This is a genomic window from Agrobacterium sp. fls2-241-TYG-188a (genome assembly GCF_030209845.1).
The window spans coordinates 175,816-189,176 of record NZ_JARVRD010000003.1 but is presented as its reverse complement, the minus strand read 5'-3'; the positions used below and the strand labels follow the sequence as shown (position 1 = coordinate 189,176).

9 protein-coding genes are annotated in these 13,361 nt (G+C 55.8%); 5 read left to right on the top strand and 4 right to left on the bottom strand.

Going from position 1 to position 13,361, the window contains the following annotated elements; all coding sequences use genetic code 11:
- The first annotated feature begins 1,342 nt into the window (after positions 1–1,342).
- Positions 1,343–2,149 (top strand): glycosyltransferase family 2 protein, encoded by an 807-nt coding sequence (locus tag QRN85_RS14910; RefSeq protein WP_284759100.1) that lies wholly within the window; start codon positions 1,343–1,345, stop codon positions 2,147–2,149.
- Positions 2,150–2,151: 2 nt separating this feature from the next.
- Positions 2,152–3,174 (top strand): glycosyltransferase, encoded by a 1,023-nt coding sequence (locus QRN85_RS14905; RefSeq protein WP_284759098.1) that lies wholly within the window; start codon positions 2,152–2,154, stop codon positions 3,172–3,174.
- On the opposite strand, the gene QRN85_RS14900 is transcribed toward QRN85_RS14905, so the two are convergent.
- Positions 3,158–4,189 (bottom strand): glycosyltransferase family 4 protein, encoded by a 1,032-nt coding sequence (locus QRN85_RS14900; protein ID WP_284759097.1) that lies wholly within the window; start codon positions 4,187–4,189, stop codon positions 3,158–3,160. The genes QRN85_RS14905 and QRN85_RS14900 overlap by 17 nt on opposite strands.
- A 60-nt stretch (positions 4,190–4,249) precedes the next feature.
- Positions 4,250–4,726, bottom strand: coding sequence for a transcription elongation factor GreA (greA, locus tag QRN85_RS14895; protein WP_062585221.1), 477 nt, complete (start codon positions 4,724–4,726; stop codon positions 4,250–4,252).
- 218 nt (positions 4,727–4,944) lie between these two features.
- Between greA and QRN85_RS14890 the strand changes: the two genes are divergently transcribed.
- On the top strand, positions 4,945–6,177 hold the full coding sequence (locus tag QRN85_RS14890; protein ID WP_284759096.1) for a putative DNA modification/repair radical SAM protein: 1,233 nt from the start codon (positions 4,945–4,947) through the stop codon (positions 6,175–6,177).
- Complete coding sequence (locus QRN85_RS14885) at positions 6,177–7,655, top strand: UdgX family uracil-DNA binding protein (protein WP_284759095.1); 1,479 nt, start codon at positions 6,177–6,179, stop codon at positions 7,653–7,655. The genes QRN85_RS14890 and QRN85_RS14885 overlap by 1 nt, the downstream gene beginning before the upstream one ends.
- Here the strand turns inward: QRN85_RS14885 and QRN85_RS14880 are convergent.
- Positions 7,652–8,590: a LysR family transcriptional regulator gene (locus tag QRN85_RS14880; RefSeq protein ID WP_284759094.1), complete on the bottom strand. Its 939-nt coding sequence runs from the start codon at positions 8,588–8,590 to the stop codon at positions 7,652–7,654. The two genes, QRN85_RS14885 and QRN85_RS14880, sit on opposite strands and share 4 nt — an antisense overlap.
- A 90-nt stretch (positions 8,591–8,680) precedes the next feature.
- Here QRN85_RS14880 and QRN85_RS14875 point away from each other — a divergent pair, with 90 nt between their 5' ends.
- Entirely contained in the window at positions 8,681–9,553 is an 873-nt protein-coding gene (locus QRN85_RS14875; RefSeq protein ID WP_284759092.1) for an aldo/keto reductase family oxidoreductase, read from the top strand.
- A 79-nt stretch (positions 9,554–9,632) separates the two neighbouring features.
- Here QRN85_RS14875 and carB read toward each other — a convergent pair whose 3' ends face one another.
- Positions 9,633–13,121: a carbamoyl-phosphate synthase large subunit gene (carB, locus tag QRN85_RS14870; protein ID WP_062585228.1), complete on the bottom strand. Its 3,489-nt coding sequence runs from the start codon at positions 13,119–13,121 to the stop codon at positions 9,633–9,635.
- Positions 13,122–13,361 lie beyond the last annotated feature (240 nt).

The following is a 13,361-nucleotide window of genomic DNA, read 5'->3' as shown; positions in this document are numbered from 1 at the left end:
TTTCGGATCCACCCATCGGCACGCAAGGCCAAAGGAAAATGACGGATTTCCTAATCATCCGTTACCACCATTCTGCCTCAATTGTCTAGATGTGGTAACTAGAAGGAGCTGAACGTTTCAACAAGCAAAAAGGCATGCGTCTGTCGCCGCTCGTAAGTCGCGCCATTGATTCGCACTTGTCCTCTAAGATCAAGATATCTCGCTCACCAATACCATTCGTCTTATTCAGTACATTTGGGTGTCCAACCAGAATGACTTTAGTTCTAGCGTCATCGCACTTAACAGTTCTTTAACTTCTAGTTTTTTATTTCCATGAACAGATTGTAAACGGACATTCCAAGCCGTTCTCAAAATAGTAATCAGATCCACTGTAACTAGTACCAACGACGTTATGCCGTTTCAACGAGGCAATTTATCGCGTAAAGAGTATATCGTTCCGGAGTTGTCAGCCTGATTATCAAGTCGCTTAGATAATGTGTTGCGGATTTTTGACCGGTCGACCTATGAACCCGCCGATAGATATCCATGCGAGTACCTCTGACCCTAGTGGATGATGGAAGCACGGATAAAGAACCTGTTGAAGCGCTGGTCCTCTATTCTAGAACTTTAATGTTTTCACTAGGCCAACCCCAGTGGGCCCTGTGATCGCGTTACAGGTAGCTTTACGCTAACGCAGTGGGGGCTTTTGCTCGCTTGATTAATGTAGAGGTACACTAGAGGCGACCTATTAATGCGTTGGTAGTTCTTGGCTGTGGGCTCGATCATGTGGAAAAATTAGAATAGGCGTGAAATGTAGAATTGAGCCGGGGGTATTGAACGTAAGCGACGGCAGACGAGTTGTGGTGGGCACCAAAATTAGGATTAGGTACGGCACGTTCCGATACTCTACGGTGGTTATATAACAATCGGCAGTGACTTCAGTCTTAATCCTCATTCCTTCGGTATGGGCAGGGAGGGCTTACGATTGAAAGTGATGTTCGTATTTATGCAGGGGGGTATTATTCCCTCCAATCATATTTTTAATGACGTCAATAAACCGGTTGGGGGCAGAAGATGAGCGAGGCCTGCGTGGCAATAGAGGAGAATGTCTGGATAGGTGCGAATGTTCCCGCGTTTGGACGGTGCTTACATCTCTACGTGCTGCCTCATTGGTGCCAGTGCCGTGTGAGGGGAAGAACTGAACCTTACGGTTTTAGGGTCGAGTATCAGCAAAGCTAACTAATTAAGCGGGCGATAGACGCGGCTCCAATGTCCGTCCAACTCAATCATTGACCGTCGCCTGCAAAAAAAGCATCTAAAATCGTGGTAACTCGCGAACTTATTATGAAAGTCACACCAGGCCTTGTCTTACTCCGCTTTTATCATCTGCCTTAATGAGGAGGCATACCTCGGTAAGTGCATCGAAAGTCTTGAAGGGTGCACGGAGATTATCATCGTCGATTCCGGATCCACAGATGGAACCGGGGCGCTCGTACAGTCCTACATCGACAAGGGATGGCCAATCCGATTCATGTATGAGCCGTGGCGAGGCTACGCCGGTCAGAAGCAGTTCGCGTTGGAGCAATGCACACGGCCCTGGTGTCTGAATATTGACGCCGATGAACGTCTCGATCCTGCTTTACAATCTGTTTTGCCAGAATTACTGACGGTCTCGGAACGTATCGTCGGCTGGAAAATCGCACGGAGGCCTTACCTGATCGGCCACGGCTATACGCCTGAAAATGTCCATGAGCGGAAAAACCTCAGGCTTATTCGCAAAGGCAAGGGGGCCTACGACCTTTCGCAGAAAGTGCATGAGGGCATTATCCCCCATGGAGAGGTCAAGGCGTCTGATACGGGAAGCCTGCTGCATTACCGACCACTCGTGATTGACGAGCAGATACTCAAGGAAAACAAGTACTCGACTTTGAAAGCCGATCAGAAAGTTGCAGAAGGCACGAAGGCCAATCTGTCGAAGCTTTTGTTTTCACCTTGGCTGTATTTCCTACGTTTGTATTTCAGGAACGGGCTATGGCGCTGCGGCGTGCCGGGCTTCATTGAGGCCGCTACCGGCGGCGTCTATGCGTTTCTTACGCAAGCAAAGATTTACCAGCGACACGCGCTGAAACGTCGACCGAATGTCGATGATATGGACCGCAGAAGGACATGAATATGAAAGTCATGCATTACCATCTGGGCAAGGATGGCGGAGCTGAACGGTTCTTCGTTCACCTCGTAAATGCGCTGGCGCGCAAAGGGGTGGAGCAGACAGCAGTGATCCGTCCGAAACGGAGTTGGCGCAAGAACATCGACGGCGTGTGTGAAATTATAGAGAGTAATTTTAGAAATCTGTCGCCAGACAGGCTGTTGCTTCCGCTCAAGGTCATGAGTATGGCGAAGCAAGAAAAACCTGACGCTCTTATGTCATGGGCGACGAGGCCAAGCAGACTGATGCCCGCCTACAAAGGCTGCATCAAGATTTCGCGGCTTGGTGATTATCCTACGAAGCTGGATTACTTCAAGAACACCGACATTCTTGTCTGCAACACACCCGGCATTGGCGACCATGTGCGTGCGCTCGGTTGGACGCATGGTGTCGAGGTCATTTCCAATTTCACGAATACGCAGCGCATCGCGCCTGTTGCCAGAGCAGAGATGGGGACGCCGCAGGATGTGCCGCTGGTCATGTCCATGGGGCGGTTTGTGAAGCGGAAGGGGTTTCATACTCTTGTTGATGCGGTGGCGAGCCTGCCCGGTGTGCATCTGTGGCTGGCGGGCGATGGCGAAGAGCGGGAGAGCCTTGAAGCCCAGGTTGTTGCGCTTGGTTTGCGCGATCGTGTTCGCTTTATTGGCTGGAAAGACGATACCCGGCCTTACGTTTCGGCTGCCGATGTTTTTGTGATGCCGTCCAGCCATGAGCCGCTGGGAAATGTAATCCTGGAAGCCTGGGCGCAGAACAAGCCGGTTGTTTCCTCAAAGTCCGAAGGACCCATGTGGTTCATGCAGGATGGGGAAAACGGATTGCTTGCGGAGATAGGGGAGGCCGACAGTTTTGCGGCGTCCATCCAGCGCCTGCTGGACGATGAGGCGCTGTCGCGGCATGTCGCAGAGGGCGGATATAAGACATTGATGGACCAGTTTTCCGAGGAAGCCGTTGCCGGCGCCTATATGGAACTGTTCAAACGCAAGCCGTGAGCCTGTCATAGACGCGGCCAAGACTGGCCGCTTCACCCTCTATCGTGAAGTTTACCGCGACATGGTCACGTGCGGCTGACTGGGCGTTGCTGCGTTGCTCGTCATTTGCGATCCATGGTCCGGCAGTTTCTATCATTGCCGCCAGATTGTCGCGCTCCGTAATGTCGCCTGTGTGGCCCACCACCAAAAGCTCCGGGAACGCGCCGACATCCGTTGCCACCACCGGCACAGCCGATGCCATGGCTTCCAGCGGCGTCAGCCCGAAACCTTCCCATCGCTGCGGCGCGATGAAGAGATCGAGCGCACGATACCATTCGTTGATATTGGTGTGCTCGCCCACGAAAAGAATACGCTCGGAAAGGCCGGCAGCCCGGACCTTATCCTTGAGACCATTTTCAAATTCCACATGCGGGCCGGTTGCGCGACCCGCAACAATGGCCGACCAGCCGGTATTTTGTGGAAGAAGCGGAATCATTGCATCGACAAACAGGTCCGTGCCCTTTTGACGACGCACCCGTCCGAAACAACCCACATATTTCTGGTCGGGGTCCAGCCCCAGCACGCGTTTGGCATCGGCCTTATCCGCGGCTGGCGAAAAGCGGTCCGTATCGATGCCATGCATGATGACGTCGCTCGGCAAAGCCATATAGGACGCCGTCTTGTTGCTGGTGGAAATGATGGCATCCATTTTTGAAATCAGAAATTTCGTCCAGCCGCTATGCTTGCGCTGGGATGCCGAGGTGAAGACAAGCTTCAGCTTCATGCGCAGCAGATCGCGCAGGATAATGCCGGGGAGCATTTCTATATTCCGCCGTGCGTGCCACACACGAGGCCGCCCATCCGGGCCCGCCTGCCACAGCCGCCACAGGTCGCGGAAGCGAACATGTGGCAAGCTTTCGGGCAGACCCGGCCCTATGACAGCGACCTGTTGCCCGAGCCGGTTTTGCACCGGCACGAGCTGAATGATCGTCGATGTCACGCCTGAGAGCCTGCGCTTGAAATTTGGCGCGAGCACACGGACGTTTCTCAAATCAATGTAAGGCAACTGATTGTCTCGCAGGGAGCGGGTCGATGCTCAACCCCAGTTGATGGAAAGAATTTCGTAGCCGCGTGAACCGCCAGGCGCGTTCACTTCGATGCTATCGCCAACTTCCTTGCCGATCAGGGCACGCGCAATAGGGGACGAAATGGAAATGCGGCCCTGTTTGACGTCTGCTTCCTGATCGCCCACGATCTGGTAGATTTTCTGCTCGTTGGAATCTTCATCCACAAGCTTGATCGTCGCACCGAACTTGACGGTGGTGCCAGACATCTTGGAAAGATCGATGACTTCTGCGCGTGCCGTCAAATCTTCGAGCTCGGAGATTCGGCCCTCATTGTGGCTCTGCGCTTCCTTGGCGGCGTGATATTCTGCATTTTCAGAGAGGTCACCATGGGCGCGAGCTTCCGCGATTGCCTCGATGATGCGTGGGCGCTCTTCCTGCTGGCGCCAGCGAAGTTCTTCCTGCAGCTTGACGAATCCGCCCTGGGTCATCGGTACTTTTTCTACCATTTTTTTCTTCCTTCGCATTCTACCGCGGTAACCGCAGACACAAAAAGAAACAGGTTCCGGAGCAAAACTACGGAACCAGTCAAAATCACAATTCGCGAGACTATATCAGAAGTCGCAAGCCAATTGCCAGCAAATTTGAAACCATGCATTTTCTGTCATGCGGAACTTGATGATAGACAAATATTGACATGATCGCTGAGAACATTTAGTGAACATGTATGAAAAAGTCCATAAAAGACCGGCTTGCAGTACTGTCCGATGCGGCGAAATACGACGCGTCCTGCGCCTCCAGTGGCACGACGAAGCGCAATTCGTCCAATAGTGGCGGTTTGGGTTCGACAGAAGGTTCGGGCATTTGCCACGCCTATGCGCCGGATGGCAGGTGTATTTCCCTTCTCAAGATACTGCTGACCAATTTCTGCATTTATGACTGCGCCTACTGCATCAATAGATCGTCCAGCAATGTGGAGCGCGCGCGATTCTCCGTTGAGGAAGTGGTCTGGCTGACGCTGGAATTCTACAGGCGCAACTATATCGAAGGGCTTTTTCTGTCTTCGGGCATCATCCGTTCGTCAGATCACACAATGGAAGAACTGGTCCGGGTGGCGAGAGAGCTGCGGGTAACCCATGGGTTTCGCGGATATATTCACCTCAAATCCATTCCCGAGGCCTCCGCGAAACTGGTCGAAGAAGCCGGGCTTTACGCCGATCGCTTGTCGATCAACATCGAGCTTCCGACAGATAGCGGGATCGGGCGTTTTGCACCGGAAAAACAGCCGGTAAACATCCGCAAGTCCATGGCCGACATCAGGTTGAAAATCGAAGAGGCCGGCGAGCCGACCTTGAGAACGAAGCGGGTCAGGAAATTTGCGCCAGCCGGTCAGAGCACCCAAATGATCGTGGGTGCTGACGGCGCCAATGACACAACGATTCTGCAGACCAGCGCGCGTCTTTATGGCAGTTACGGCTTGCGGCGCGTCTATTACTCAGCTTTCAGCCCCATTCCGGATTCGTCGAAAAACCTGCCGCTTATCAAGCCACCCTTGATGCGGGAGCATCGTCTCTATCAGGCCGATTGGCTCTATCGCTTCTATGGTTTTGATATCAACGAGATTGCTTCCACCCAAAAGGACGGAATGCTCGATCTCGATATCGATCCAAAGCTGGCATGGGCGCTGGCCAACCGGCAGAGTTTTCCTGTTGATATCAACTCGGCAGACCGGGAGATGCTGCTGAGGGTGCCTGGCTTTGGCACCAAAACTGTCAAATCCATTCTGGCCTCGCGCCGATTTCGGCAATTGCGTCTGGAAGATCTCGGACGTTTCGGGGTTTCGTTGAAGAAGGTGAAGGCCTTTGTCGTTGCTGGTGGCTGGACGCCGGGCAAGCTGACGGAGCGACCTGATCTGCGCGATATGTTTGCGCCACAGCCTGAACAATTATCGCTTCTGTAATGCACAGGATATCGCTGGAGGGCCGGGGGGATTTTAACGAGTGGCGCGATGCGGCAAGAGCCTTTCTTTCTGCCGATATTGCGCCACAGAATGTGGAGTGGCACCTGCGCGGCGAGGATGCCGGTCTCTTCGGTTTTTCGGAAGAAGATCCGTTGCCGGTCTCAACGACAACAAAGAAGCTAAGCGTCCCTGCTGCTTTCATGGAACTGGCACAGACAATTGTCTGCCACAGCGATCCGGCGCGGTTTGCGCTGCTCTATCGCCTGCTTTGGCGTCTGCAGCAGGACAAGGCGCTGCTGCAGTTCAAGGCGGATGCGGATGTGACCGAAGCGAGGAAACTGGAAAAATCCGTTCGGCGCGATAGCCACAAGATGACGGCCTTTGTCCGTTTCAAGGAGGTGGGTCTGCAGCCGGAGCAGGTTGGTCGCCGCCGGTTCATCGCCTGGTTCGAGCCGGACCATTTCATTGTCGAGCGGAAGGCAGCTTTTTTTCAAAGACGCTTTACCGACATGGACTGGATGATTCTCACGCCAAAGGGCTCCGCCCGCTGGGATGGCGAAACACTTGAGACGTCCCGCCTTCCGGCCCAACAGCCTGATCTTTCCGATGAGACCGATGAGCTTTGGCGCACCTATTATGCCAATATTTTCAATCCGGCGCGGTTGAAGATTAAGGCCATGACGGCAGAAATGCCGAAGAAATACTGGAAGAACCTGCCCGAGGCCGACCTCATTCCAGAGCTTGTGCTGAATGCAGAACGTCGTGTTCTGGAGATGGGGGCAAGGGCTGCGACCGAGCCACAATTGTTCCATCATCGCATTCAGGCAGCAGCGGAAAGCAGGCCCGTGCCTGCCTTGCCTGATGCGGATACATTGGCGGGTTTGAAGCATGAAGCGCAGGCCTGCACCATGTGTCCGCTTCACTGCAAAGCAACGCAGACCGTCTTTGGAGAGGGCCCAGAGGGCGCGGCAACGATGATCGTGGGAGAGCAGCCGGGCGATTTCGAAGATCTGGCAGGGCGGCCCTTTGTTGGCCCGGCGGGTAAGGTGTTCGATCAGGTAGTGGGTGAAACCGGCATAGCGCGGAAAGACCTTTATGTGACAAATGCGGTCAAGCATTTCAAATATGAGGCACGGGGCAAGAAGCGTATCCACCAACGCCCGGATGCAGGAGAAGTGGAGCGATGCCGTTGGTGGTTGACGCGGGAAATCGAGCTTGTCCAGCCGAAGCTGATTGTCGCGATGGGAGCAACGGCTGTGTTTTCCCTGACGGGTTTGAAGGAGAAGGTTTCAGACCTGCGCGGAAAGCCGATGCCGATGGATGGCGGCAGAACACTATTCGTGACGGTTCATCCATCATATCTGCTGCGCATTCCAGAGGAACGACGCAAAGCCGAAGAGTTCGAACGTTTCCGGGCGGACATGCAGGCGGTGCGCAGGCTGATGGATGGGACGGGCACTGCGTCGGCAATGTCCTAATCTGTCTGAACTGACGGTGCTAGCCGAGCGCTGCGTTCATTGGCGGCCTTTACGAAATCTATGAAAGCCCGCAGAGGGGCAGGCACGAGGCGTCTGCCGGGATAATACAGAAACGGTCCGCTAAAGCTTTGCCACCAAGGTTCGAGAACCGGAACTAGGCTGCCTTGTGCAAAATGCGGGCGCAGCCAGTCTTCGAACAGGGAGACGATGCCGGTTCCAGCTATGGCTGCGTCGACAGCAAGATCAACCGCTCCACCAATCCTCACGGTCAGAGGTCCATTCGGCTCGATCACGACAAGCTCACCATCCCGCTCAAATTCCCAAGGCGGCAGAAAGCCGCTGGCGAAGCGGCCGCGGATGCAGGCGTGATCCAGAAGGTCGCGGGGATGTTGCGGATGGCCACGTCTTTCCAGATAGCCGGGCGAGGCGGCCGAGGCGATGCGTTGCACGCGAGGACCGATGGGAATGGCAATCATATCCTGTTCGAGGCGCTCGTCGTAACGTATGCCCGCGTCGCAGCCGGCGGCGAGGATGTCAACGAAGCTCTCTTCGGTGATGACCTCAAGTCTGATATCCGGATAGGCCTCGAGAAAACCGGGGACGATATCAGGAAGGACAAGACGGGCCGCACTAACGGGAACGTTGATCCGCAGCGTGCCTGCTGGCCTGTCTCTGAAACCGTTCACGACATCAAGTGCGGCTTCAACCTCGCTCAACGCGGGTGACAGGCGGTGCAGCAGGCCTTGCCCCGCCTCAGTCAGCGAAACGCTGCGCGTGGTGCGGTTGAGAAGACGCACGCCAAGCTCGCTCTCCAGCCTGCGAACCGCTTCGCTCAAACCGGAAGCGCTGCCATTGCGTATGCGCGCGGCCTCACGAAACCCGCCTGCACGGGCTACGGCAACGAAGATATTCAGATCATCCAGATTGGCTTTCATTGTTCGTTCTCTCGCACAGTCTGTATCGATTGTACCCAGTTATGCTCATAGGGCAAAGCCGCTAGTGTGAATGCATCACAGGAGATGATCATGAACACCATGCAAAAAGCCGGTACATTCAAGCTCGGTAGCCGCTCTGTCGGGCGTCTGGGATATGGAGCCATGCAATTGGCAGGGCTGGGGGTTTTCGGACCTCCCAGGGATCACGACGCGGCAGTTGCGGTTTTGCGAGCGGCGGTGGAAGCGGGCGTCAATCACATCGATACGAGTGACTTCTATGGGCCGCATATTACCAACAGAATCATTCGTGAGGCCCTGCACCCCTATGCCGATGACCTGACCATCGTCACCAAGATCGGTGCCATGCGCGGTGCCGACAAATCATGGAACCCGGCAACTTCGCCGGAGGAACTTACACAGGCCGTGCACGATAATCTGCGCAATCTCGGGCTCGACGTTCTCGATGTCGTCAATTTGCGGATCATGTTTGATGTGCATGGTCCAGCGGAAGGTTCGATCGAGCATTTGCTGACGCCAATCGCGGAGTTGCAGCGGCAAGGCTTGGTCCGTCATATCGGCCTTAGCAATGTCACCGCCAGCCAGATTGCCGAGGCGAGGCGCATTGCTGATATCGTCTGTGTCCAGAACATGTACAATCTGGCGCATCGAAACGACGATCAACTGATTGACGATCTCGCCCGCGACGGCATTGCCTATGTGCCATTCTTTCCGCTGGGTGGCTTCAGTCCGTTGCAATCTTCCACCCTGTCGGATGTCGCCCAGCGGCTTGGGGCGACGCCAATGCAGGTCGCGCTTGCCTGGCTGTTGCGCCGTGCACCCAATATTCTGCTTATTCCAGGAACGTCCTCGGTGGCCCATCTGCACGAAAATCTTGGTGCCGCCGCTATCGCCCTTTCTGACGAGGTCATGGCTGAACTCGAAGGCGTTGCAGCCAACGGCTGACCGGCCCTATCGCCACATGGGAAAAAGGGCGCGTCCGAGGACGCGCCCTTTCTAATTTTAGTCAGAAGGTCGACCCTGCTTATGCGAAGTAGTTCTGCAGAGGCTTTACGTCGAGGCTGCCTGCTTTCAGGGCCTTGATTGCAAGCGCGGCAGATTCAGCACCAGACATGGTGGTGTAGTATGGCACCTTCTGCATCAGTGTTGCGCGACGCAGCGACTTCGAGTCCGAGATCGCCTTGTTGCTATCAGTGGTGTTGATGACCAGCTGGACCTGACGGTTACGGATGGCGTCTTCGATATGCGGACGGCCTTCCTGTACTTTGTTGATCTTTTCGGCATCGATGCCCTGTTCCGCAAGGAAGCGCTGCGTGCCGCCGGTTGCCAGAACCTTGAAGCCGATTTCCACCAGATGGCGGATGGCGGGCAGGACGCGTTGCTTGTCTTCATCGCGTACGGACACGAAGACAGCACCCGAGCGCGGCAGATCGACACCCGCTCCAAGCTGAGACTTTGCAAAGGCCAGTGCGAAATCGCTGTCGAGGCCGATGACTTCGCCCGTGGAGCGCATTTCCGGTCCAAGCAGGATGTCGACGCCGGGGAAGCGGGCGAATGGGAAGACCGCTTCCTTGACGGCGATATGCTTGAGATTGCGTGGATCCGGCTTTTCGCCATAGGCGGCGATTGCTGCATCCAGCTTCTCGCCGGTCATGATGCGAGCCGCGATCTTGGCAATGGGTGCGCCGATGGTCTTGGCGACGAAGGGCACGGTACGCGAGGCGCGGGGGTTGACTTCCAGAACGTAGATGGTGCCGTCCTTGATGGCGTACTGAACGTTCATCAGGCCGCCAACATTGAGCGCCTTGGCCATGGCCGTCGTCTGGCGTTCAAGCTCGTCCAGCGTTTCCTTGGAAAGCGAACGCGATGGCAAAGAGCAGGCGCTGTCGCCAGAGTGAATACCAGCTTCTTCGATGTGCTCCATGATGCCTGAAACGAAGACGTTTTCGCCATCGCAGAGAGCATCGACGTCCACTTCGACGGCGTTGGTCAGGTAGCTGTCGAACAGAAGCGGGTTCTTGCCCAGCAGCGTGTTGATCTGGCCGGTCTTGTCATTGGGGTAACGCTGCTTGATATCTTCAGGAACGAGGCCCGGAACCGTATCTAGCAGATAGGTCTGCAACTGGCCTTCGGAATGAATGATCTGCATGGCGCGGCCACCCAGAACGTAGGATGGGCGAACGACCAGCGGGAAGCCGATTTCGGAGGCCACGAGGCGGGCCTGCTCGACCGAATAGGCGATACCGTTGTTCGGCTGCGCCAGATCCAGCTTCATCAGAAGCTTCTGGAAGCGGTCGCGGTCTTCGGCAAGGTCGATCATGTCAGGCGCTGTGCCGAGGATCGGGATACCGTTCTTTTCCAATGCTTCGGCCAGCTTGAGCGGTGTCTGGCCGCCGAATTGCACGATGACGCCGACCAACTCGCCGTTTTCCTGCTCCGCACGCATGATCTCGATCACGTCTTCAGCCGTCAGCGGCTCGAAATAGAGGCGGTCGGAGGTGTCGTAGTCGGTGGACACGGTTTCCGGGTTGCAGTTGATCATGATGGCTTCGAAGCCCGCATCCTTCAGCGCGAAGGCGGCGTGGCAGCAGCAATAGTCGAATTCGATGCCCTGACCGATACGGTTCGGGCCACCGCCGAGAATGACGACCTTCTTGCGATCCGAAATCTGGGCTTCAGAGCGCAGCTGACCGGCGAATGGTGTCTCGTAGGTCGAGTACATGTAGGCGGTCGGCGACGCGAATTCGGCAGCGCAGGTGTCGATGCGCTTGAAGACGGGACGGACTTCCAGGCTGTTGCGCAGCTCAGCAACTTCCTTGGGACGCTTCTTGCTCAGGCTGGCAAGACGGGCATCCGAAAAGCCCATCGCTTTCAGCGAACGGAGGTTCTCGGCATCCTGCGGCAGGCCATGCTCACGCACGCGCTCTTCCATGTCCACGATGGCCTTGAACTGGGCGATGAACCAAGGATCGATCTTGCTGTTTTCATGCACTTCGGCTTCGGACATGCCCATGCGCAGGGCCTGTGCGACCATGCGCAGACGGTCAGGCGTCGGTGTGCCGATGGCGGCGCGGATGGCGTTCTTGGAGCCTTCACCCTCTTCGTAGCCGGGGATTTCGATTTCATCGAGACCCGTCAGGCCGGTTTCCAGACCGCGCAGCGCCTTCTGCAGGGATTCGGCAAATGTACGCCCAATTGCCATGACTTCACCGACAGACTTCATGGCGGTGGTCAGGATCGGCGAAGCGCCTGGGAATTTTTCGAAGGCAAAGCGCGGGATCTTCGTGACGACATAGTCGATCGATGGTTCGAAGGATGCCGGTGTGGCGCCGCCGGTGATATCGTTGTCCAGCTCATCCAGCGTATAGCCGACAGCGAGCTTTGCGGCGACCTTGGCAATAGGGAAGCCTGTTGCCTTGGATGCAAGAGCAGACGAGCGTGAAACACGCGGGTTCATTTCGATGACAACCAGACGGCCGTCCTTCGGGTTGACGGCGAACTGCACGTTCGAACCGCCGGTTTCCACGCCGATTTCGCGCAGGACAGCGATCGATGCGTTGCGCATCATCTGGTATTCTTTGTCCGTCAGCGTCAGGGCCGGGGCGACAGTGATCGAGTCACCCGTGTGAACGCCCATCGGATCGATGTTTTCGATGGAGCAGATGATGATGCAGTTGTCCGCCTTGTCGCGGACGACTTCCATTTCATACTCCTTCCAGCCAAGAACCGATTCTTCGATCAGCACTTCGGTGGTTGGGGATGCATCGAGACCGCCGCCGATGATCTCGAAGAATTCCGAGCGGTTATAGGCAATGCCGCCGCCTGTGCCGCCCATGGTGAAGGACGGGCGAATGATGGCTGGCAGGCCAACCACGTCGATGGCCTGCGCTGCGATGGCCATGGCGTGGCTGATGTAGCGCTGCTTGCGGTCCGTCTCGCCAAGGTTCCACTGGTTTTCCAGATCATCCAGTGCCTTGTCGAGTTCGGCTCCGGAGAGTTTGGATTTCAGGTCCGCACGCGCGGCTTCGTGGGTCTTGCGGTCGGCATCCTTGATGTCGGTGGCGTTGGCCAGCATCGACTTCGGCGTTTCCAGTCCGATGCGCTTCATGGCTTCGCGGAACAGCGCGCGATCTTCTGCCATGTCGATGGCTTCGGGCTTCGCGCCGATCATCTCGACATTATAGCGATCCAGCACGCCCATGCGCTTGAGCGAAAGGGCCGTGTTCAGCGCGGTCTGGCCACCCATGGTCGGCAGCAGGGCGTCCGGGCGTTCCTTGGCGATGATCTTGGCGACAACCTCGGGCGTGATCGGTTCGACGTAGGTCGCGTCTGCCAGGCCGGGGTCTGTCATGATGGTTGCAGGGTTGGAGTTGACGAGGATGACGCGGTACCCTTCCTCTTTCAGCGCCTTGCAGGCCTGCGTGCCGGAATAGTCGAATTCACATGCCTGACCGATGACAATCGGTCCAGCGCCGATGATAAGGATGGACTTAATATCTTGGCGCTTCGGCATGGCTCTCTTCCGCTTTTGTTGTTGCGCAAAAAACGGCCATGGTGAAACTCACCGGCCGGCGTGCGCAATTCCAATCTTTTCAGGCTAGAAGCGGCTTATAGGCAAATGTTTTTGATAACGGAACCCCGAATCTTCTCTTTCTGACAGGAAAGTTCGTTCATCATAATAGCGTGTTGCGCGCTGATCCTTTCCGCCTTTAAAAACGTATAGACATTATAAGCAATTACGTTTGTTTCCAAA

Excerpts from the sequence above, each read along its gene's own strand:
- QRN85_RS14905 (WP_284759098.1), top strand. The coding sequence starts at position 2,152 with ATGAAAGTCATGCATTACCATCTGGGCAAGGATGGCGGAGCTGAACGG.
- greA (WP_062585221.1), bottom strand. The coding sequence starts at position 4,726 with ATGGTAGAAAAAGTACCGATGACCCAGGGCGGATTCGTCAAGCTGCAG.
- QRN85_RS14890 (WP_284759096.1), top strand. The coding sequence starts at position 4,945 with ATGAAAAAGTCCATAAAAGACCGGCTTGCAGTACTGTCCGATGCGGCG.
- QRN85_RS14885 (WP_284759095.1), top strand. The coding sequence starts at position 6,177 with ATGCACAGGATATCGCTGGAGGGCCGGGGGGATTTTAACGAGTGGCGC.
- QRN85_RS14880 (WP_284759094.1), bottom strand. The coding sequence starts at position 8,590 with ATGAAAGCCAATCTGGATGATCTGAATATCTTCGTTGCCGTAGCCCGT.
- QRN85_RS14875 (WP_284759092.1), top strand. The coding sequence starts at position 8,681 with ATGAACACCATGCAAAAAGCCGGTACATTCAAGCTCGGTAGCCGCTCT.
- carB (WP_062585228.1), bottom strand. The coding sequence starts at position 13,121 with ATGCCGAAGCGCCAAGATATTAAGTCCATCCTTATCATCGGCGCTGGA.